We start from the raw sequence: 20,185 nt of genomic DNA, 5'->3' as shown, positions 1-20,185 counted from the left end.
CGGAGACGCACCACATGAACACCGCCGCCCCCAGCCCCCTCACCTATCGCGACGCCACCGAGGCCGACGCCGACGTCGACGCGATCGTCGCGCTCATCGAGTCCGCGTACCGGGGCGACTCCAGCCGGGCCGGCTGGACGACCGAGGCCGACATACTCCAGGGGCAGCGCACCGACCCCCAGGGGGTGCTGGAGGTCGTCAAGTCGCCGGACAGCCGCCTGCTGACGGCGGAGCGGGACGGCCGGATCGTGGCCTGCTGCCAGCTGGAGCACCGCGGACCGCACGCCTACTTCGGGATGTTCGCCGTCAGCCCCGCCCTCCAGGGCGAGGGCCTCGGCAGGACGGTCATCGCGGAGGCGGAGCGGCGGGCCCGCGAGACGTGGGGGGTGACGGAGATGCACATGACCGTGATCTCGGTGCGCGAGGACCTCATCGCCTGGTACGAGCGCCGCGGCTACCGCCGTACGGGAGAGATGACGCCCTTTCCGTACGGCGACGAGCGCTTCGGCATTCCGCAGCGGGACGACCTGCGGTTCGAACTGCTGGTCAAGCAGCTGGTGTGACGCGTTCCCGGCCGCTCACGCGGTGAAGCGGCCGGTGCGCTTGATCTCCGGGTAGTCGGTCGTCGCGCCGTCGAGCCCCAGGGCGCGCACCAACCGCAGGTGGTCCTGCGTGTTCACGGTCCAGGAGAAGACCCGCAGCCCCGCCTTGCGGGCCTTTCGCACGATCTCCAGCGTGATCCTGTTGATGTCCAGGCACACGGTCCGGGCGCCCGCCGCCACGGCGCGGTCCACGACCTCGGGGCCGTAGTACTGCGCGACCAGGGCGGTCCGCACCCCCGGCACCAGCCGGGCGATCTCGACGACGGCCTCGTCGTGGAACGAGATCACCTCCACCCGGTCCACCAGGTCCCGGCGGAGCATCACCTCGGCGAGGACACGCGCCGCCGCCACGTCCTTGATCTCGGCCTGCAACGGCAGCGAGACGGCGTCCAGCGCCTCCTCGAAGACCGGGATCCGCTCCCCGCGGCCGGCGTCCAGGGCGCGCAGCTCCTCGAGGGTCTTGTCGGCGATCGCGCCGGTGCCGTCGGTGGTGCGGTCGACGTCGGCGTCGTGCATGACGACCAGGGCGCCGTCCTTGCTCAGGTGCAGGTCCAGTTCGACGACGTCGAGGCCGGCCTGCTCGGCGGCGACGAAGGAGCGCAGGGTGTTCTCGGGTTCGACACCCATGGCTCCGCGGTGACCGATGGTGAGGAAGTTCAAGGCTCGACTCGCTTCCGTCGACGTCGGCGTGGGCAGGGCGGCAGCCTAACGGCCCTGCCGGACCGTTTCCCCCGTGCCGCGCCGGGTATACGAACTCGGCGCTCGGCAGGAAAAAATGCGGCGAACCCCGGGGTGAGGCAGGATAATTTACGGAGACTCCCCTTGATTGGAGAAACCTCGTATGCCTACGGTGTGACGACGCAAGCTTCTCCCGTGGAGGATGGGACATGACGGAAATTCTTGTGCAGGTGGGTGCGGAGGAGAACGTTCCTCCGGCGAGCAGGGTGGTGGAGCACCCGGCGTGGCCCGTGCTCAAGGATGCCGTGGAGCGGATCCGGCCATGGCAGTCCAAGGACGGGTCGATCGACTTCGACGCCGAGGGCGCTCCCGAGCGGTCCGCCGCCGAGGACGCCGTACGCCGTGTCGCCGAGGCCGTCCGGGAGCTGTCCCCGCTCCTCGCGCACGACCGCGCCTACCACGAGGCCCTGGTGACCGACCTCGGCCGCTGGGCCGACGGCGGCTTCCAGGTGCCCGACTTCCTGGACTCGCTGCTGGCCTTCCAGCCCGCCGCGAGCCGCGCCGACGGCCTCCAGCACCTGGTCGTCTTCCCGATGTACACGCAGAACGGCAATCCGGACCGCAACCTCGAAGCGGTCGTGCTGCGCATGGTCTGGCCCGACTGGCTGGCCGAGCTGGAGCGCACCCGCTACGACAACCCGCTGTTCTGCGGCATCACCTTCGAGGACTTCACGGCCGGCTACGACACCAACTCGGCCGTCCTCTTCCCGGAGACCATCGCCGTGCGCGAGGCACCCGAGCGCTTCTCCTGGGGCGGCATCTTCTGCGACCGCGAGGCCGCCCGCTTCCGCCGCGTCACCGAGGCCGCCGTGGACCTGCTGGGTCTGGAGCTGCCCGAGGACGTCGCCGCGCTGGTCGACGACCAGAAGCGCTGCGAAGAGGCGTTCGTGCTGTGGGACATGGTCCACGACCGCACCCACAGCCACGGCGACCTGCCCTTCGACCCGTTCATGATCAAGCAGCGCCAGCCGTTCTGGATGTACGGCCTGGAGGAGCTGCGCTGCGACCTCACCGCCTTCAAGGAGGCCGTGAAGCTGGAGGCCGACGGCGTCCCGCAGGCCCGCGACGTGCAGTACGCGGTGCTCTTCGACCGCATGTTCCGCTTCCCGGTGACCGGCGAGCGGGTGCGCAACTACGACGGTCTCGGCGGCCAGCTCCTCTTCGCCTACCTGCACAAGCACGACGTCGTCCGCTGGACCGACAACAAGCTCTTCATCGACTGGCAGCGTGCCCCGCAGGTCACCAACCAGCTCTGCGCCGAGATCGAGAAGCTCTACCGCGACGGCATCGACCGCCCGAAGATCGTCCACTGGTTCGCCGGCTACGAACTGGTCTCCACCTACCTCGCCCCGCACCCCGGCTCGAAGTGGGCCAAGGGCCCCGACGCCCTGGACCTGACCCTGCCGCCGCGCAAACTCGTCGACGACGTGCTTCCGGACGAGTTTCCGCTGAGCATGTTCTACGAGGCCCTGTCCAAGAAGCTCAAGAAGGTGATCGCCTCCACCCGGGGCATCACCGCGGACGGCGCCGAGCGGGCCGCCGCGTGAGCGACGGCGCCACTTCGCAGGAACACGCACGGCAGACACGGACTCAGCAGGCTCGGGAGGCGAGGACCATGGGCAACGGGACGCTCGACGGCGCGGTGATCGCGGTGGCAGGGGCGGGCGGACCCGCCGGACGGGCCGCGCTGCTGCGGCTCGCCGAGGCGGGTGCGACCGTCGTCGGCGCGGACAACGACCCGGAGCGGCTCGCCGAGGCCGTGGACGCGGCCCGCTACGCGCACGGCGGCGCCACCGTCACCGGCGAGACCGTCGACCTGCTGGACCCGGACTCCACCCGGGCCTGGGCCGACCGCACCGAGCAGGAGTTCGGCCGGATCGACGGCATGGTGCACCTCGTCGGCGGCTGGCGCGGCAGCAAGACCTTCACCAAGACCGAACTCGGCGACTGGGACCTCCTGGAGAAGCTGCTCATCCGCACCGTGCAGCACACCTCCCTCGCCTTCCACGAGGCGCTCCAGCGCAGCGACCGCGGCCGCTACGTCCTGATCAGCGCCGCCGGCGCGTCCAGCCCCACCGCGGGCAACGCCGCCTACTCGGCCGCCAAGGCCGCCGCCGAGGCGTGGACGCTGGCCATGGCGGACTACTTCCGCAAGGCGGGGGGCGAGCAGGGGCCGACGTCGGCGGCTGCGATCCTGGTGGTCAAGGCGTTGGTGCACGACGCGATGCGCGCCGAGCGTCCCAACGCGAAGTTCGCGGGCTTCACGGACGTGCGTGACCTCGCCGAGGCCGTCGCCGGTGTCTGGGACAAGCCCGCCGCGGAAGTGAACGGAAACCGTCTGTGGCTGACCGAGAAGCCGTGAACCCCCCGAAGACCGACGCGCGTCGCCATCACGACCCCGAGGTCCGCGGTTTCGCCAGTGACAACTACGCCGGGGCGCACCCCGAGGTGCTCGCCGCCCTGGCCCTGGCCAACGGCGGACACCAGGTCGCGTACGGCGAGGACGACTACACCGAGAACCTCCAGCGCGTGATCCGCGGCCACTTCGGCTCCGGCGCCGAGGCGTTCCCGGTCTTCAACGGCACCGGCGCCAACGTCGTCGCGCTCCAGGCGGTCACCGACCGCTGGGGCGCGGTGATCTGCGCCGAGAGCGCGCACATCAACGTCGACGAGGGCGGCGCCCCCGAGCGCATGGGCGGCCTGAAGCTGCTCACCGTCCCCACCCCCGACGGCAAGCTCACGCCCGACCTGATCGACCGGCAGGCGTACGGCTGGGACGACGAGCACCGGGCGATGCCGCAGGTCGTCTCGATCACCCAGAGCACCGAGCTGGGCACCCTCTACACGCCCGACGAGATCCGCGCCATCTGCGAGCACGCCCACGCGCACGGGATGAGGGTGCACCTGGACGGCTCCCGGATAGCCAACGCCGCCGCCTCCCTGAACGTGCCCATGCGGACGTTCACCAACGCGGTCGGCGTCGACCTCCTCTCGCTCGGCGGAACCAAGAACGGCGCCCTGTTCGGCGAGGCGGTCGTGGTGCTGAACCAGGACGCGGTGCGCCACATGAAGCACCTGCGCAAGCTGTCCATGCAGCTCGCCTCCAAGATGCGCTTCGTGTCCGTGCAGCTGGAGGCGCTGCTCGCCAAGGACCTGTGGCTGCGCAACGCCCGGCACTCCAACGAGATGGCCCAGCGCCTGGCCGAGGGCGTGCGCGCCGTGCACGGCGTGGAGATCCTCTACCCGGTGCAGGCCAACGCGGTCTTCGCCCGCCTGCCGCACGAGGTGAGCGAGCGCCTGCAGAAGCGGTTCCGCTTCTACTTCTGGGACGAGGCCGCCGGCGACGTGCGCTGGATGTGCGCCTTCGACACCACCGAGGACGACGTCGACGCGTTCGTCGCCGCCCTCAAGGAGGAGACGGCGCGCTGACGAACCTCGATTCTATGCATAGGTATGCGGTCACCTGAAAAGTCATTGACTGTCGGGTGATCGCTTTCCTATGCTCTGCGGGCATGGAGCTGATCCAGCAAACCCCTGACCTGTCCGCGTACCTCGCCGCCGACGAGGCCATCGACCACGACCATGCGCAGGTACGCGAGGTGGCCGGCCGACTCGCCAAGAAGGCGCAGGACTCGTATGACTATGCGCGGCTGGCCTTCGAGTTCGTGCGCGACACCATTCCGCACTCGCAGGACTCGGGGGACCCGCGGGTCACCTGGCGGGCCTCCGACGTCCTGGAGCGGCGCACCGGCATCTGCTACGCCAAGGCCCACGCGCTGACCGCGCTGCTGCGGGCCGAGGACATCCCCACCGCGCTGTGCTACCAGCGGCTCGACGTGGTGCACGGGCTCGTCGCCGTACGCCTGGACGGCGCCTGGCACCGACAGGATCCGCGCGGGAACAAGCCCGGCGTGAACGCGCGGTTCTCCCTGGGGAGGGAACACCTGGCCTTCACGCCGGACCACGCGGCGGGCGAGGCGGACTACCCGGAGCTGTACGCGGCACCGCACCCGGCGGTGCTCGACACGCTGAAGGCGGCCGCCGACCGGCAGCAGCTGTGGGAGACCCTCCCGGCCGCGCTCTGAGGCGCCCGGCTCAGAGCGCCTGGGCCGTGCGCAGCTGCTCGGGCGTCGGTGCGGTGCCGCCGAGGTGGGCCGGCATCCACCAGGTGTCGTCGGCCCCCTTGGGGCGCACGGGGTAGGCGCGCTGCGCCGCCTCCAGCAGCTCCTGCACCCGCTCGCGCAGCCGCCGGGTGATGGCGCCCGCGTACTGCTCGCGCGAAGCCTCCATCGCCTCGCCGACCCGGATGGTGATGGGGGTGTGGCTGCGCCTGAAGTTGCGCGGGTGGCCCTTGGTCCACAGCCGCTGGGTACCCCACAGCGCCACGGGCACCAGCGGGACGCCCGCCTCCTGGGCGAGCCGCGCGGCACCCGACTTGAAGCTCTTCAGGGTGAACGACTCGGAGATCGTCGCCTCCGGGAAGACCCCGACGATCTCGCCGGACTTCAGCGAGTCCAGGGCGTGCGCGTAGGCCGCCTCACCCTGCTTGCGGTCCACCGGGATGTGCTTCATCCCGCGCATCAGCGGGCCGGAGATCCGGTGCCGGAAGACCGACTCCTTCGCCATGAAGCGCACCAGCCGCTTCTGCGGCAGCGCGGCCAGGCCGTCGAAGACGAAGTCCAGATAGCTGATGTGGTTGCTCACCAGCACGGCGCCGCCCGAGCGCGGGATGTTCTCCGATCCCTGGCAGTCGATCTTGAGGTCCCACGCCTTGAACAGGGTGCGGGCGAGACCGATCACCGGGCGGTAGACGAGTTCTGCCATGGGCGGGTCGAACCCTTCCTTCTCAGCCTGGGAAGGGGGCTCCCAGTCGAAAGTTACGCAGCCGTAGGTTTACGGCTTGTCGCCGATCGTGCCCCAAGAACGGCCCGTGTACCAGCCTTGGTGCCCGTGCGCGGCGAGATCCTCATCACTCGCCCGGCCGTTTCGTGGCCGGAACATGTCGACGAGCGGGAATCTCCGCCGTCCCGCGAGCGCTGCACCCGTGGACGACTCGGAAAAGCGGCGCGCGACTGGGCGTGCCCATGGGTGCCGCGGTGGCGGCGGAACGGGGGCGTGCCGGTGCGCGGGCAGCACGACGACAGGCGGCCGGCGGCTCCCGGCCCACGGCTCGACGCGGCCGGCCTGGGCGCGGAACTGGGCGCCCGTGCGACGCTCGTGCAGTTCTCCAGCGCCTTCTGCGCACCCTGCCGGGCCACCCGGCGCGTCCTGGACGAGGTGGCCGGCATGGTCCCCGGCGTCGTCCACGTCGAGATCGACGCCGAGGCCCGCCTGGAACTCGTCCGGGCCCTGGGCGTGCTCAAGACCCCCACCGTGTTCGTCCTCGACGCCGGCGGCCGTGTCGTACGGCGTGCCGTCGGGCAGCCGCGCAAGGCCGACGTCATCGCCGCACTGGGCGAGGCCGTGTGACGAACCGTGTGACAACCGCCACGTCGGCGGTGAGTCCTTCTCCACAGCTTCCGCACCCGGCACGTAATGGACTGTGTGTGCCACCCGTGGTCAGCCTGCCCCCCACCCTCGCCCCGCGTTCCCGGGACCGAGGCGCAACGCAGAAGGACAACCCCGTATGACGGCCACCCCCGACGTCGCCCCCGAGGTCGCCGCGCCGCGGCTCGCCGCCGACGACCTGCTGCGGTCCGTCTTCCGGCGGCACGCGGCGGGCGTCGCCGTGATCACCGCGGGCGGTGCCGCCGGTCCGGCCGGCTTCACCGCCACGTCCCTCACCTCCGTCTCCGCCGGTCCGCCGCTGCTCTCCTTCGGCATCGGCACCGGCTCCTCGAGCTGGCCGGCGGTGTCCGAGGCCGAGTACGTCGGCGTCCACCTCCTCGGCGAACACCAGGAGGAGCTGGCGGCCACCTTCGCCCGCAGCGGCGCCGACCGCTTCGCGGCGCCCACCGCCTGGCGCGAGGGCCCGCGGGGGGTGCCCGTGCTGGACGGTGTGCTCGCCTGGCTCGTGTGCCGGGTGGTCGGGCGGGTACCCGCGGGCGACCATCGGATCGTGCTGGCGGAGGTCCTCCTCGGCGACCCCGCCGGAGCGGGCACGCCCTTGCTGTACCACCAGGGGCGTTACCGGGGTCTGCGCGACTGACCGGTCAGCGGGACGGCTTCTGCGGAGGCGTCGAGTTCCGGTTACGCTGCGTTGCGAAGGTCACAGTTCAAAGCGCTTGCTTAGCGGGAAAGAACTGGATGTACTGACGAGTAATATTCCGGGCGGAGCGCAGGTCGCCCCGACCGGGATCGGCCGCTTGGGGCGCCTATGCTGCCTGCAAGAGGCAGCACTGAAATGTCGACGCAGTAGGAGAGCCGGCGTGAGCTTGAGGATCGTTGTCACTGTGAAGTACGTGCCCGACGCCACTGGCGACCGGCACTTCGCCGATGACCTGACCGTCGACCGGGACGACGTGGACGGTCTGCTCTCCGAGCTGGACGAGTACGCGGTCGAGCAGGCGCTGCAGATCTCGGAGAATTCGGACGACGACGTGGAGATCACCGTTTTGACGGTGGGCCCCGAGGACGCGAAGGACGCGCTGCGCAAGGCGCTGTCCATGGGTGCGGACAAGGCGGTCCACGTCGAGGACGACGACCTGCACGGCACCGACGCGATCGGCACCTCGCTGGTTCTGGCCAAGGCGGTCGAGAAGGCCGGTTACGACCTGGTGATCTCCGGCATGGCCTCCACCGACGGCACCATGGGCGTCGTTCCGGCGCTGCTCGCGGAGCGCCTGGGCGTGCCGCAGGTGACGCTGCTGTCCGAGGTGTCGGTCGAGGGTGGCGTCGTGAAGGGCCGCCGGGACGGTGACTCGGCCACGGAGCAGCTGGAGGCGTCGCTGCCGGCGGTCGTGTCGGTCACCGACCAGTCTGGCGAGGCGCGTTACCCGTCCTTCAAGGGCATCATGGCGGCGAAGAAGAAGCCGGTGGAGTCCTGGGACCTCTCCGACCTCGAGATCGACGAGGACGAGGTCGGTCTGGAGAACGCCTACACGGTCGTGGAGTCGGCGGCCGCGCGTCCGGCGCGCAGCGCGGGCACGATCGTCAAGGACGAGGGCGAGGGCGGCAAGCAGCTCGCCGAGTTCCTCGCGGGCCAGAAGTTCATCTGAGGCCCTACCGCCCTCCCCGCCCCTCATCTTTCGCAAGCAGGAGAGAAGAAGTCCCATGGCTGAAGTTCTCGTCTACGTCGATCACGTGGACGGTGCCGTCCGCAAGCCGACCCTGGAGCTGCTGACGCTGGCCCGCCGCGTCGGCGAGCCCGTCGCCGTCGCCCTGGGCAGCGGCGCCGGTGACACCGCCGCCGCCCTCGCCGAGCACGGCGCGGTGAAGGTCCTCACCCACGAGGCCGCCGAGTACACCGACTACCTGGTCGTGCCGAAGGTCGACGCCCTCCAGGCCGCCGTCGCCGCGGTCTCCCCGGCCGCCGTGCTCGTCCCGTCCTCCGCCGAGGGCAAGGAGATCGCCGCCCGCCTGGCGCTGCGCCTCGGATCGGGCGTCATCACCGACGCCGTCGACTTGGAGTCCGGCGACGAGGGCCCGGTGGCCACCCAGTCGGTGTTCGCCGCCGCCTTCACCACCAAGTCCCGTGTCTCCAAGGGCACCCCGGTCATCACGGTCAAGCCGAACTCGGCCGCCGTGGAGCCCGCTCCGGCCGCCGGTGCGGTCGAGGCCCTGTCGGTCACCTTCTCCGCCGCCGCGACCGGCACCAAGGTCACCTCCCGCACGCCGCGCGAGTCGACCGGCCGCCCCGAGCTGACCGAGGCCGCGATCGTGGTCTCCGGCGGCCGCGGCGTCAACGGTGCCGAGAACTTCGCGATCATCGAGGCGCTCGCCGACTCCCTCGGCGCGGCCGTCGGCGCCTCGCGCGCCGCGGTGGACGCGGGCTGGTACCCGCACACCAACCAGGTCGGCCAGACCGGCAAGAGCGTGTCCCCGCAGCTGTACATCGCCTCCGGCATCTCCGGCGCGATCCAGCACCGCGCGGGCATGCAGACCTCGAAGACGATCGTGGCGATCAACAAGGACGCCGAGGCCCCGATCTTCGAGCTGGTCGACTACGGCGTCGTCGGCGACCTCTTCGACGTCGTCCCCCAGCTCACCGAGGAAGTCAACACCCGCAAGGGCTGAACCTCCCCGCCGCACCGCACACCGAGGCCCCCGGTGACGTCCACGGACGTCGCGGGGGCCTCGGCGTGCGCACAGGATGGTGTTGACCGGCGAAGACTCGCCAGATAACTTCACTCTACGGATAACTGATTCCGGTCAGCGGAAAAATGAACATCAGGAGGGTGTCGAATGGGTCAGCAGGAGAAGGTGGCAACGAGCCTCGCGGGCGCCGTCGGCGAGGAGATCAGTGCCTCCCTCGCACCGGTCGACGCGGAGCTGGAGCGCCGCTACCCCGGAGACCCGGGCACCCGCCAGCCCGTCCACACCGTCTACGTCCCCGGGGACGTCTTCGCCGCCGACACGATCCGCTCCTGGGGCGACAAGGCCCTCGTCGCGCTCGACGAACACGCCCCGGACGCCGCGTCCTTCGCCGCCGTCCTCGGCCTCGCCGACGACCTCGCCGAGCCCGTGTACACCCGCGTACGCGCCAAACTGGAGCGGGAGCCGATCGAGGACCTGCGCGTCGACTTCGAGGACGGCTACGGCAACCGTACGGACGCCGAGGAGGACGAGGCGGCCGCCCGCGCCGCCCGGCTGATCGCGCAGGCGTACGAACAGGGTACGGCCGCCCCGTACATGGGCATCCGCATGAAGTGCATGGAGGCACCGGTGCGCGCCCGGGGCATCCGCACCCTCGACGTCTTCCTCAGCGGCCTGATGGAGGCCGGCGGCCTGCCCGACGGCCTCGTCCTCACCCTGCCCAAGGTGACCTACCCGGAGCAGGTCACCGCCATGGTGCGGCTCCTGGAGGCGTTCGAGAAGGCGCGCGGCCTCACGCCCGGCCGGATCGGCTTCGAGATCCAGATCGAGACCAGCCAGTCCATCCTCGCCGCAGACGGCACCGCCACCGTCGCCCGCATGATCCAGGCCGCCGAGGGCCGCGCCACGGGCCTGCACTACGGCACCTTCGACTACAGCGCCTGCCTCGGCGTCTCCGCCGCCCACCAGGCCAGCGACCACCCGGCCGCCGACCACGCCAAGGCGGTCATGCAGGTCGCCGCCGCCGGGACCGGCGTACGGGTCTCGGACGGCTCCACCAACGTCCTGCCGGTCGGCCCCACCGCGCAGGTCCACGACGCCTGGCGCCTGCACTACGGCCTCACCCGCCGCGCCCTCGCCCGCGCCTACTACCAGGGCTGGGACATGCACCCCGGCCACATCCCCACCCGGTACGCGGCCGTCTTCGCCTTCTACCGCGAGGGCTTCGAACAGGCCGCCGCCCGCCTCGCCCGCTACGCCAACCGCACCGGCGGCGACGTCATGGACGAGCCCGCCACCGCCAAGGCCCTCAGCGGCTACCTGCTGCGCGGCCTGGACTGCGGCGCCCTCGACATCGGCGAGGTCGCCCGGCTCACCGGTCTGACCCGCGCCGACCTGGAGGGCTTCTCGGGCCCGCGGCGCGGCGACCTCACGGCATCGGCGCAGTAGGCGGCCTTCGGGTCCCCGCGAACGGTTCGTCCGGCCCCGAGCCCACGTAACGCTCCAGGCCGGACGGCGTCACCCGCTTCTCCCGCGCGAACAGCCGCGTCCCCCGGTCGCACAGCCGCCGGTCCGCCCGCGCCCGCGCGCAGAACTCCTCCGGCGTCGTCCCGAACAGCGCCCGCAGCCGCGGCGACCCGTGCAGCAGCCCGGCGAGCAGGGGCCGTTGCTCCCCGGGGTGGCGGCACGGCGCACCGGTGCCGTCGTGCAGGACGCCGTGGCGGTTGACGTACGCGTGGACGCCGGGCAGCACCGTGCCGTCCCCCGGCTCGACGCGTACGTCCGGCGCGGGCAGCCAGGCGCGGTCGAAGTTCCCGCCCGCCATCGGCACCCCCTCGCTGGCGTCGACCACGGCGAGCTGCTCGGCGTCGAGCCACAGGACGAACAGCTCCCGCACGACGCCGGGGGCGCCCACCGGCGAGGCGGACACGTAGCCCATGCGGCTCACGTGCGCGGAGACGCCGATGTCCAGGCCGGTGACACGGGACCTGACCATCGGGACCGGTGACCCGATCCCGAACTCGTCCAGCTTGTGGCGCAGCTGGCCCGGGCTCGCGTTGGAGCCGATCGCCAGCACGGGCACCCGCTCGCCCCCGACCTCGTACACCGGCGGCCGGTCCAGCGGCAGCAGCCGGTCACCGTCCAGCAGCCCGGACTCCCGGGGCCACGCGCCCGGGTACGACAGCGGCTCCTCGCGCGGCACCCCGGCCAGGCCGAGCGCCTCCAGCGTGCGGTCCTCGCCCGGCGGTCGCGCGGATTCCCCGCCCTCGGTCGGTGATCGCGTCACGGTGTGCTTCCTCCCGGCGGCGCGTGGGGACGGTCGGCCCGGTCAGTGCGACGGCGGCAGCTCGCCCGAGCCCCGGGTGACCAGCCTGGTGGGCAGCTCGATGCGGTCGGGGGCGAGGAGAGTGCCGTCCAGTTGCCGGAAGAGCCGCTCGGCGGCCGTGCGGCCGAGAGCGGCGGCGTCCTGCGCGACCACGGTGACGCCCGGCTGGAGCAGGTCGGCCAGCTCGATGTCGTCGAAGCCGACGAGGGCGACGCCCCGGGTGTGCTCGGCCAGGACCCGGATCACGGTGACGGTCACCCGGTTGTTGCCGGTGAAAATCGCCGTGACCGGACACGAAGCGGCGAGCATCTCCTCGGCCGCCCGGCGCACCCGCACGGGGTCGGTGACGCCCAGGGACATCCAGGAGTCCTCGACCGCTATGCCGGCGTCCTCCATGGCGGCCCGGTAGCCGCGCAACCGCTCGGCGGCGGTGTGGATGCGGGGCATGTCCCCGATGAAGCCGATCCTGCGGTGCCCGTGCGCGATGAGGTGGGCCACGCCGTCGCGGGCGCCGCCGAAGTTGTCGGAGACCACCACGTCCGCGTCGATCTGCCCCGCCGGACGGTCCACGAACACCGTGGCGACGCCCGCCTTCAGCTCGGGTTCCAGATACCGGTGGTCGTCCCCGGCGGGGATCACCACCAGCCCGTCCACGCGCCGCGCGCACAGGGCGAGCACCAGCTCCTGCTCGCGCTCCGGGTCCTCCGCGCTCGACCCGTTGATCAGCAGGGCGCCGTGGGCGCGGGCCACCTCCTCCACGGCACGGCTGAGCGGCCCGTAGAACGGGTCGGCCAGATCCTCCAGGACCAGGCCGATGCTCGCGGTGCGGCCCTTGCGGAGCACGCGCGCGCTGTCGTTGCGGCGAAAGCCCAGCGCGTCGATGGCCTCCTGGACGCGCCGCTCGGTCTCCGGGGTCACGCCGGGCTCCCCGTTGACCACCCGGGAGACGGTCTTGAGGCCGACCCCGGCCCGGGCGGCGACGTCCTTCATGGTCGGGCGATTGCCGTAACGGTTCCCGGGGAGTCGGTCTGCGCGGCGGGTCGTGTCGGGCACGATGCGGTGTCCTGTCCTGTCGTCCACGGGATTGCGTCGGCTCCTGCTGTCCAGGGGGATGTGTCGGTGATGGGCTTGTATGAGGATGTGGCGTCGAGCATAGAGCCTGGACAACGTTGTCAGATGCGGGAGACACTGTCCATCGCACTCTCCGGCCCTCGTCCCCACCGCGGGACCGGTCGCTGCGCGCTCCTGTGTTCGTCTTTTTCGCTTTCGGTCCGACGGGGAGATCCGACTCTGATGCACACCGACCTCGTGGCAGCGCTGGACATCGGCGGCACCAAGATCGCCGGCGCGCTGGTGGACGGCCACGGCCGCATCCAGGCGCGCGCACAGCGTGCGACACCCGCCCGGGAGGACGGTGACACCGTGATGGGTGCCGTCGAGGCCGTGCTCGCGGAGCTGACCGCGTCCCCCCTGTGGGGGCGGGCCACGGCCGTCGGTATCGGCAGCGCCGGCCCGGTGGACGCCTCGGCCGGCACGGTCAGCCCGGTGAACGTGCCCGGCTGGCGCGACTACCCGCTGGTCCGCCGGGTCCGGGACGCCGTCGGCGGTCTGCCCGTCGAGCTGATCGGCGACGGGGTGGCCATCACGGCGGCCGAACACTGGCAGGGAGCGGCCCGCGGGCACGACAACGCGCTGTGCATGGTGGTCTCCACCGGCGTCGGCGGCGGCCTGGTGCTGGGCGGCCGGCTGCACCCCGGCCCGACCGGCAACGCCGGACACATCGGACACATCAGCGTCGACCTGGACGGCGACCCCTGCCCGTGCGGCGCGCGCGGCTGCGTGGAGCGCATAGCGAGCGGCCCCAACATCGCCCGTCGCGCGCTGGAGGCCGGCTGGCTGCCCGGCCCGGACGGCGACACCTCCGCCGCCGCGGTCGCCGCCGCCGCCCGCCTGGGCGACCCCGTCGCCGTCGCCTCCTTCGAACGGGCCGCGCAGGCACTGGCCGCCGGTATCGCCGCCACCGCGACCCTCGTCGAGATCGACATCGCCGTGGTCGGCGGGGGCGTGGGCAAGGCGGGTGACGTCCTCTTCACCCCCCTGCGCAAGGCCCTGACGGACTACGCGACGCTGTCCTTCGTCCAGCGCCTGGTGGTCGTCCCCGCCCAGATGGGGACCGACGCCGGACTCGTCGGCGCGGCCGCCGCGGCGCTGTCGAGGACGGCGGGCGTGGCCGCCGCGCACGTCTGAGCCGCGCCCGCCGGGAGGGGCGGGCACGAGGACCCGCCACCGGTGCCGGCGCGCGTCCACCCGGAGGATGCCGCGGCCGCCGCGCTCGGTGGCTTCGGTGGTGCGGCCGTGGTGGCCGCAGCTGCGGTTTCGGCGCCTGCGCGCGCCGACCCGTGACCCCCGGCGCGGCGGCGCAGTTGAACGGGGCATGAAGAAGCGCAGCATGCTCGCCCTCGCGTCCCTCGCCACCGGGTTCGTCGTCGCCGCCGTCACTCCGTCCCACGCCGCTCCGAGCGAACTTCCGCTCGGCCTGGACGTGGAGGACACGGTCAGCACCGTCCAGGACACCGTCGCCACCGACAGCCTCGCTCTCGACGACGACGCCCTGGGACACCTCGGCTGACACCCGCCGCCGGGCCCACGCGCCCCGCCGGGACCACACGGCGCCGGTACCCCCGCGGGGGCACCGGCGCCGCTGTCATATGCCCATTTCGCGCGCACTCAACGGGGCCTGGTTTCCGTGGCAGGGTGAAGCGGGCAAGCCACAGGGGGCCAACGGAAGAGGGGGACCTGTGACCGTCGTCTGGATCAACGGCGCGTTCGGTGCGGGGAAGACCACCACCGCACGGGAACTGATCGAACTGATCCCGAACAGCACACTCTTCGACCCCGAGATGGTCGGCGGGGCGCTCGCGCACCTGCTGCCGCCCAAACGCCTGGCCGAGGTGGGCGACTTCCAGGACCTGCCGATCTGGCGCCGACTGGTGATCGACACCGCCGCCGCGCTCCTCGCCGACCTCGGCGGGACGCTCGTGGTGCCGATGACCCTGCTCCGCCAGGAGTACCGGGACGAGATCTTCGGCGGTCTCGCCGCCCGTCGGATCGCGGTCCGGCACGTCCTGCTCGCACCGGCCGAAACGATACTGCGGGAGCGAATAGCCGGCCGGGAGGTGCCGGCGGGCCTGCCGGACGGCGAGATGCGGGTACGGCAGTGGGCCTACGACCACATCGAGCCCTACCGCTCCGCCCTCGCCTCCTGGCTCACCGCGGACGCCCACCCCGTCGACACGGGCACCCTCACCCCGTACGAGGCCGCCGCACGCGTCGCGGAGGCCGTCGGCACCGGTGCCGTGCCGGCCTGCGAGATCGTGCAGACACCCGAACCCACCGGCGAGACCGTCGCCGCCGGCGTCCTGCTCTTCGACGAGCGGGACCGCGTACTGCTCGTGGACCCCACCTACAAACCCGGCTGGGAGTTCCCCGGCGGCGTCGTCGAACCCGGCGAGGCGCCCGCCCGCGCCGGCATGCGCGAGGTCGCCGAGGAGACCGGGCTGCGCCTCGACGACGTCCCCACCCTGCTGGTCGTCGACTGGGAGCCACCGGCGCCCCCCGCCTACGGCGGCCTGCGGCTGCTCTTCGACGGCGGCCGGCTCGACTCGGCGGACGCCGACCGGGTCCTGCTGCCCGGACCCGAGCTGCGCGCCTGGCGCTTCGCCACCGAGGACGAGGCCGCCGACCTGCTGCCCCCGGTCCGCTACGAGCGCCTGCGCTGGGCGCTGCGGGCCCGGGAGCGCGGGGCCGCCCTCTACCTGGAGGCGGGCACGCCGGTCGGCTGACACCGGCCGACGGCCCCGCGCGTCCGCGCCTGCGCCCGCGCGCCCCCTCGGCCCGCATCGTCACCGGATCCCCGTGACCGAAGCCGGCCACCTCCGTGCCGAGCGCAGCCGCCGGACGGCGAGGCCCCCGCGTCGACGGCGGAACGCGAAACGCGACCCGGTTCAGCTCGCCGCGTAGTTGAGCAGGAAGTGCGCCTCCGCCACCGACAGCCGCTCCAGCTCCTTGGGGGACACGCTCTCGTTCACGGCGTGGATCTGGGCCTCCGGCTCGCTCAGTCCGATCAGCAGGATCTCCGCCTCCGGGTACAGGGACGCCAGGGTGTTGCACAGCGGGATGGAGCCGCCCTGACCGGCGTACTGCATCTCCTCGCCCGGGTACGCCACCGCCATCGCGTCCGCCATGGCCTGGTACGCCGGGCTCGTGGTGTCCGCGCGGAACGCCTGGCCCTGCCCGATCTGTTCGACGGCGACCCGCGCGCCCCACGGCGTGCGCGTCTCCAGGTGCGCCTGGAGCAGCTTGGTGGCCTCGGCCGCGTCCACGCCCGGCGGCACCCTGAGGCTCACCAGCGCCCGCGCGCCCGCCTGCACCGACGGAGTGGCCCCGACGACCGGCGGGCAGTCGATGCCGAGCACCGTGACGGCCGGCCGCGCCCAGATCCGGTCGGCGACCGATCCGGAACCGATCAGCTCCACGCCGTCCAGCACGCGCGCGTCCCGGCGGAACTGCGCCTCGTCGTACGCGAGGCCCTCCCACGCGCTGTCCGCCGCGAGGCCGTCGACGGTCGTCGAGCCGTCCTCGGCGCGCAGCGAGTCCAGTACGCGGATCAGGGCGGCCAGCGCGTCGGGCGCCGCACCGCCGAACTGGCCGGAGTGCAGGTTGCCTTCGAGCGTGTCGACCTTCACGCGCAGCAGCGTCATGCCGCGCAGCGTGGAGGTGACCGTCGGCAGACCGACGCGGAAGTTGCCCGCGTCGCCGATGACGATGGTGTCGGCGGCCAGCAGCTCGGGGTGCGCCTCCGCGTACCGCTCCAGTCCGCCCGTGCCCTGCTCCTCCGAGCCCTCGGCGATGACCTTGACGTGCACCGGCACGCCACCGTTGGCCTTCAGCGCCCGCAGCGCCAGCAGGTGCATCAGCACACCGCCCTTGCAGTCCGCGGCGCCGCGCCCGTACCAGCGGCCGTCCCGTTCGGTCAGCTCGAACGGCGGAGTGGCCCAGCCGGCCTCGTCCAGCGGCGGCTGCACGTCGTAGTGGGCGTACAGCAGCACCGTCCTGGCCCCCTCGGGACCGGGCAGGTACCCGTACACCGACTGCGTGCCGTCCGGGGTGTCGAGCAGGGCCACGTCCTGGAAGCCCTCGGCGCGCAGGGCCGACGCTATCCAGTCGGCGGCACCCTCGCTCTCGCTGCGTGGGAACTGGTCGAAGTCCGCCACCGATTCGAAGGCCACCAGTTCGGCGAGTTCCTCCTTCGCCCGGGGCATCAGCGAAGCGACGGTCTCGGCGACCGGATTCGACGACATGGGCACGCTCCTTGTGGGTGCGACGTTGTACCAAGGAGTACTTGGAATGACGGGCCGATCCTCCCACAGTGGCCTGCGGCGATGCCCGCCGTAGGATGCGGGGGTCAGGTGCGGCATGCGGTTTGATCGGAGCAGTAGACCATCGTGAGCAGCGAGAACTCTTCGGCGGACGACACGCGTCAGGTCTGGGACGTCGTCGTGGTGGGCGCGGGACCGGCGGGGGCCTCGGCCGCCTACGCGGCGGCGGTCGCGGGGCGGCGCGTGCTGTTGCTGGAGAAGGCGGAGCTGCCCCGCTACAAAACATGCGGCGGCGGCATCATCGGTCCCTCGCGCGACACCCTCCCGCCCGGCTTCGAGCTGCCCTTCCGGGACCGGGTGCACGCGGTGACGTTCACCCACAACGGGCGCTTCACCCGGACCCGGCGCTCCCGGCAGATGCTGTTCGGGCTGATCAACCGGCCCGAGTTCGACCAGCAGCTCGTCGAACACGCCCAGAAGGCGGGCGCCGAGCTGCGCACCGGGGCGACCGTCACCCGCGTGGAGCAGCACGGGTCGGCGGTGCCCGACCGGCGTACGGTCGCCGTCGTCCTCCAGGGCGGGGAGACCGTGCTGGCCCGCGCCGTCGTCGGCGCCGACGGAAGCGCCAGCCGGATAGGCGCCCACGTCGGGGTGAAGCTCGACCAGGTGGACCTCGGCCTGGAGGCGGAGATCCCGGTGCCGGAGACGGTCGCCGAGGACTGGAAGGGCCGCGTCCTCATCGACTGGGGTCCGATGCCGGGCAGTTACGGCTGGGTCTTCCCCAAGGGCGACACACTCACGGTGGGAGTGATCTCGGCGCGTGGCGAGGGCGCGGCGACCAAGCGGTACCTGGAGGACTTCGTCGGCAGGCTCGGCCTCGCCGGTTTCGAACCCAGCATCTCCTCCGGCCATCTGACCCGCTGCCGCGCCGACGACTCGCCGCTCTCGCGCGGCCGGGTCCTGGTGTGCGGGGACGCGGCAGGGCTCCTGGAGCCCTGGACCCGCGAGGGCATCTCCTTCGCGCTGCGCTCGGGGCGGCTCGCGGGGGAGTGGGCGGTGCGGATCTCCGAGGCGCACGACGCCGTGGACGCGCGCAAGCAGGCCCTGAACTACGCGTTCGCCATCAAGGCCGGGCTTGGCGTCGAGATGAGCGTCGGCAAGCGGCTGCTGACGGTGTTCGAGCGCCGTCCCGGGCTCTTCCACGCGGCCCTGACCGGTTTCCGCCCGGCCTGGAAGGCGTTCAGGGACATCACGCAGGGCTCCACCTCGCTGGGCGAGCTGGTCCGCGGCCATCCGCTGGCGCAGCGCGCGCTGGGCGCGATGGACCGACGGGCCGCACCGGCCGAACCAGCCGAACCGGCCGAGCCGTCCAGGTCCGCGCCGTCCCCGTCGACCGGGCCGTCCGCCGCTGAAGAGACCGGCACCTGACCCTCGGCGTCCCACCGCGGACACCGGCGGCGGGTTATGGGCCGGGGAGTGCCGGCGGCGGGTTCTGAGTCCCGGTCCCGACCGGCGCCGCTCCTGGGCACCGGACCGCCGGGCCCCGGCGGTCCGGCCCCGGTGACCTCCGGCGCGTCGGCGCGGGGCGTACTCCGCCGGGAGTACGGGTGGTCACCACGCGCGGGTGACGCCGCCCGCGGCGCCCGGCGTCTAGCGTGGCGGTCATGGACGGACAGCACGAGCCCGCGGGCCGGGCGCCGCAGTGGCGGCGGCACGGGCACCCGTGGTGGAACCCGCGGGGCGACGAGGAGCGCCGCCCCCGGTGGCCCTGGCCGTCCACCGTGCTCGTCACGGCGTTCGTGCTCTTCGGTTCGACCTTCGCCGCGCACGCCCAGGAGGGCGAGCGGGCCGGCCTGGACCCCTTCGCCCGCGTGCTGCTGCTGGTGGCGGGCGCAGCCCTGCTGTGGCGGCAGCGGCACCCGGTGCCGGTCGTGTTCGGCACGACGGCCGCCACCCTGGTCTACCTGGGCGCCGGATACCCGTACGGGCCGGTGTTCGCGGCCGTCGCGGTGGCCTGCTTCAGTGCCGTCGTCGCCGGGCACCGCCGGGCCGCGTGGGCGGCGATGGGGACCCTGTGGGCCGGGCAAGCCCTGCTGGCGCACTGGCTCTACCGGTGGCTGCCGCCCTCCGGCGACCCGGCCGCCTCCTGGGGACAGGAACTGGTCGTCGCCACCTGGGTCGTGGCGGTCGTGGCCCTGTCGGAGCTGGCCCGGGCCCGCCGCGAGCAGTGGGCGAGGGAGCGGGCCGAGCGGGCCCAGGCGGCGCGACGGCGCGCGGACGAGGAGCGGCTGCGGATCGCCCGCGAACTGCACGACGTACTCGCGCACAGCATCTCCGTCATCAATGTGCAGGCCGGTGTCGGCCTGGCCCTCCTGGACAGCGACCCGGAGCAGGCGCGCACCGCGCTCACCACCATCAAGGACCAGAGCAAGGAAGCGCTCGGCGAGGTACGGCAGGTACTCGGCACCCTGCGCGCCCCCGGAGACGCGCCGCGCGCTCCGGCTCCCGGTCTCGACCGGCTGCCCGAACTGGTCGAGCAGGCGTCGAGCGCGGGCCTCACCGTCCAGGTGGAGGGGAAGCCGCCGCGCCTGTCGCCCGGAACGGACCTGGCCGCGTTCCGCATCGTGCAGGAGGCGCTCACCAACGTCGTACGGCACTCGGGTTCCAGGCACGCGCGCCTACGCCTCGACCGGAACGGCAACACGCTGCGGCTGCGCGTCGACGACGACGGACCGGCGACGGGCGCCGAGGCGGGCGGCGGCGGCAACGGGCTGGCCGGGATGCGGGAGCGGGCCGCGGCCCTGGGCGGCACCATCGAGGCGGGCCCGCGCCCCGACGGCGGCTTCCGGGTGCTGGCGGCCCTGCCGGTCGACGTGCGGCACCCGGACGTGAAGCAGGTAGGGCGCACGACGGACGTGGAGCAGGAGTAGAGCATGACGAACCCGGAG

Annotated in this window: 20 protein-coding genes; 15 read left to right on the top strand and 5 right to left on the bottom strand. The window is 72.7% G+C overall.

The window, feature by feature from the left end:
- Positions 1–14 precede the first annotated feature (14 nt).
- Entirely contained in the window at positions 15–563 is a 549-nt protein-coding gene (locus tag BJ961_RS22440; RefSeq protein ID WP_271414604.1) for a GNAT family N-acetyltransferase, read from the top strand.
- A gap of 15 nt (positions 564–578) precedes the next feature.
- Here the strand turns inward: BJ961_RS22440 and BJ961_RS22435 are convergent, their stop codons facing one another.
- Positions 579–1,262: a glycerophosphodiester phosphodiesterase gene (locus tag BJ961_RS22435; RefSeq protein ID WP_271414603.1), complete on the bottom strand. Its 684-nt coding sequence runs from the start codon at positions 1,260–1,262 to the stop codon at positions 579–581.
- A 227-nt stretch (positions 1,263–1,489) separates the two neighbouring features.
- Between BJ961_RS22435 and BJ961_RS22430 the strand changes: the two genes are divergently transcribed.
- The 4 genes from BJ961_RS22430 to BJ961_RS22415 all read left to right on the top strand — a co-directional run bounded on the left by BJ961_RS22430 (position 1,490) and on the right by BJ961_RS22415 (position 5,425).
- Positions 1,490–2,887, top strand: a complete 1,398-nt coding sequence (locus BJ961_RS22430; RefSeq protein WP_271414602.1) for a DUF6421 family protein — start codon at positions 1,490–1,492, stop codon at positions 2,885–2,887.
- Between the two features lie 68 nt (positions 2,888–2,955).
- The gene (locus BJ961_RS22425; RefSeq protein ID WP_271414601.1) at positions 2,956–3,702 is read left to right on the top strand and encodes an SDR family NAD(P)-dependent oxidoreductase; all 747 of its coding nucleotides are present in this window, start codon (positions 2,956–2,958) and stop codon (positions 3,700–3,702) included.
- A complete protein-coding gene (locus BJ961_RS22420; protein ID WP_271414600.1) occupies positions 3,699–4,769 on the top strand; it encodes a threonine aldolase family protein in 1,071 nt (356 codons plus the stop codon). The genes BJ961_RS22425 and BJ961_RS22420 overlap by 4 nt, the downstream gene beginning before the upstream one ends.
- Positions 4,770–4,852: 83 nt before the next feature.
- Positions 4,853–5,425, top strand: coding sequence for a transglutaminase-like domain-containing protein (locus tag BJ961_RS22415; protein ID WP_271414599.1), 573 nt, complete (start codon positions 4,853–4,855; stop codon positions 5,423–5,425).
- A 10-nt stretch (positions 5,426–5,435) separates the two neighbouring features.
- Here the strand turns inward: BJ961_RS22415 and BJ961_RS22410 are convergent, their stop codons facing one another.
- The gene (locus BJ961_RS22410; protein WP_271414598.1) at positions 5,436–6,164 is read right to left on the bottom strand and encodes a lysophospholipid acyltransferase family protein; all 729 of its coding nucleotides are present in this window, start codon (positions 6,162–6,164) and stop codon (positions 5,436–5,438) included.
- 264 nt (positions 6,165–6,428) lie between these two features.
- On the opposite strand from BJ961_RS22410, the gene BJ961_RS22405 reads away from it, so the two are divergent.
- The 5 genes from BJ961_RS22405 to BJ961_RS22385 all read left to right on the top strand — a co-directional run bounded on the left by BJ961_RS22405 (position 6,429) and on the right by BJ961_RS22385 (position 10,982).
- Positions 6,429–6,809, top strand: a complete 381-nt coding sequence (locus BJ961_RS22405) for a TlpA family protein disulfide reductase (protein WP_381160481.1) — start codon at positions 6,429–6,431, stop codon at positions 6,807–6,809.
- 157 nt (positions 6,810–6,966) lie between these two features.
- Positions 6,967–7,488, top strand: coding sequence for a flavin reductase family protein (locus BJ961_RS22400; protein WP_271414596.1), 522 nt, complete (start codon positions 6,967–6,969; stop codon positions 7,486–7,488).
- A gap of 220 nt (positions 7,489–7,708) precedes the next feature.
- Positions 7,709–8,497 carry an electron transfer flavoprotein subunit beta/FixA family protein gene (locus BJ961_RS22395; RefSeq protein ID WP_271414595.1) on the top strand — a complete coding sequence of 263 codons (789 nt, stop codon included), beginning with the start codon at positions 7,709–7,711 and terminating at the stop codon, positions 8,495–8,497.
- A gap of 55 nt (positions 8,498–8,552) precedes the next feature.
- Positions 8,553–9,515 carry an electron transfer flavoprotein subunit alpha/FixB family protein gene (locus BJ961_RS22390; protein ID WP_271414594.1) on the top strand — a complete coding sequence of 321 codons (963 nt, stop codon included), beginning with the start codon at positions 8,553–8,555 and terminating at the stop codon, positions 9,513–9,515.
- Positions 9,516–9,683: 168 nt separating this feature from the next.
- Positions 9,684–10,982, top strand: a complete 1,299-nt coding sequence (locus tag BJ961_RS22385) for a DUF6986 family protein (protein ID WP_271414593.1) — start codon at positions 9,684–9,686, stop codon at positions 10,980–10,982.
- Here BJ961_RS22385 and BJ961_RS22380 read toward each other — a convergent pair.
- Complete coding sequence (locus BJ961_RS22380; protein WP_271414592.1) at positions 10,963–11,820, bottom strand: hypothetical protein; 858 nt, start codon at positions 11,818–11,820, stop codon at positions 10,963–10,965. The genes BJ961_RS22385 and BJ961_RS22380 overlap by 20 nt on opposite strands.
- A 42-nt stretch (positions 11,821–11,862) precedes the next feature.
- Positions 11,863–12,912, bottom strand: coding sequence for a LacI family DNA-binding transcriptional regulator (locus BJ961_RS22375; protein ID WP_271414591.1), 1,050 nt, complete (start codon positions 12,910–12,912; stop codon positions 11,863–11,865).
- Between the two features lie 240 nt (positions 12,913–13,152).
- On the opposite strand from BJ961_RS22375, the gene BJ961_RS22370 reads away from it, so the two are divergent.
- The 3 genes from BJ961_RS22370 to BJ961_RS22360 all read left to right on the top strand — a co-directional run bounded on the left by BJ961_RS22370 (position 13,153) and on the right by BJ961_RS22360 (position 15,701).
- The gene (locus BJ961_RS22370) at positions 13,153–14,106 is read left to right on the top strand and encodes an ROK family protein (protein WP_271414590.1); all 954 of its coding nucleotides are present in this window, start codon (positions 13,153–13,155) and stop codon (positions 14,104–14,106) included.
- A gap of 187 nt (positions 14,107–14,293) precedes the next feature.
- A complete protein-coding gene (locus BJ961_RS22365; RefSeq protein ID WP_271414589.1) occupies positions 14,294–14,488 on the top strand; it encodes a hypothetical protein in 195 nt (64 codons plus the stop codon).
- 169 nt (positions 14,489–14,657) lie between these two features.
- Positions 14,658–15,701, top strand: coding sequence for an NUDIX hydrolase (locus tag BJ961_RS22360; RefSeq protein ID WP_271414588.1), 1,044 nt, complete (start codon positions 14,658–14,660; stop codon positions 15,699–15,701).
- Positions 15,702–15,863: 162 nt separating this feature from the next.
- Here BJ961_RS22360 and BJ961_RS22355 read toward each other — a convergent pair whose 3' ends face one another.
- Positions 15,864–17,219: a dipeptidase gene (locus tag BJ961_RS22355; protein WP_271414587.1), complete on the bottom strand. Its 1,356-nt coding sequence runs from the start codon at positions 17,217–17,219 to the stop codon at positions 15,864–15,866.
- Positions 17,220–17,363: 144 nt separating this feature from the next.
- On the opposite strand from BJ961_RS22355, the gene BJ961_RS22350 reads away from it, so the two are divergent.
- A complete protein-coding gene (locus tag BJ961_RS22350; RefSeq protein WP_271414586.1) occupies positions 17,364–18,665 on the top strand; it encodes a geranylgeranyl reductase family protein in 1,302 nt (433 codons plus the stop codon).
- Between the two features lie 236 nt (positions 18,666–18,901).
- Entirely contained in the window at positions 18,902–20,167 is a 1,266-nt protein-coding gene (locus BJ961_RS22345) for a sensor histidine kinase (RefSeq protein ID WP_271414585.1), read from the top strand.
- Positions 20,168–20,185: the final 18 nt, after the last annotated feature.

The sequence above is a fragment of the Streptomyces lienomycini genome, assembly GCF_027947595.1.
In the GTDB taxonomy this organism is placed as follows: Bacteria; Actinomycetota; Actinomycetes; order Streptomycetales; family Streptomycetaceae; genus Streptomyces; species Streptomyces lienomycini.
The sequence above is the reverse complement of the archived record's forward strand: the minus strand, read 5'-3'. Positions and strand labels throughout refer to the sequence as shown.

Bases quoted from the DNA above. Each gene is read 5' to 3' on its own strand.
- BJ961_RS22440 (WP_271414604.1), top strand. From the start codon at position 15: ATGAACACCGCCGCCCCCAGCCCCCTCACCTATCGCGACGCCACCGAG.
- BJ961_RS22430 (WP_271414602.1), top strand. From the start codon at position 1,490: ATGACGGAAATTCTTGTGCAGGTGGGTGCGGAGGAGAACGTTCCTCCG.
- BJ961_RS22425 (WP_271414601.1), top strand. From the start codon at position 2,956: ATGGGCAACGGGACGCTCGACGGCGCGGTGATCGCGGTGGCAGGGGCG.
- BJ961_RS22415 (WP_271414599.1), top strand. From the start codon at position 4,853: ATGGAGCTGATCCAGCAAACCCCTGACCTGTCCGCGTACCTCGCCGCC.
- BJ961_RS22410 (WP_271414598.1), bottom strand. From the start codon at position 6,164: ATGGCAGAACTCGTCTACCGCCCGGTGATCGGTCTCGCCCGCACCCTG.
- BJ961_RS22400 (WP_271414596.1), top strand. From the start codon at position 6,967: ATGACGGCCACCCCCGACGTCGCCCCCGAGGTCGCCGCGCCGCGGCTC.
- BJ961_RS22390 (WP_271414594.1), top strand. From the start codon at position 8,553: ATGGCTGAAGTTCTCGTCTACGTCGATCACGTGGACGGTGCCGTCCGC.
- BJ961_RS22385 (WP_271414593.1), top strand. From the start codon at position 9,684: ATGGGTCAGCAGGAGAAGGTGGCAACGAGCCTCGCGGGCGCCGTCGGC.
- BJ961_RS22370 (WP_271414590.1), top strand. From the start codon at position 13,153: ATGCACACCGACCTCGTGGCAGCGCTGGACATCGGCGGCACCAAGATC.
- BJ961_RS22365 (WP_271414589.1), top strand. From the start codon at position 14,294: ATGAAGAAGCGCAGCATGCTCGCCCTCGCGTCCCTCGCCACCGGGTTC.
- BJ961_RS22355 (WP_271414587.1), bottom strand. From the start codon at position 17,219: ATGTCGTCGAATCCGGTCGCCGAGACCGTCGCTTCGCTGATGCCCCGG.
- BJ961_RS22345 (WP_271414585.1), top strand. From the start codon at position 18,902: ATGGACGGACAGCACGAGCCCGCGGGCCGGGCGCCGCAGTGGCGGCGG.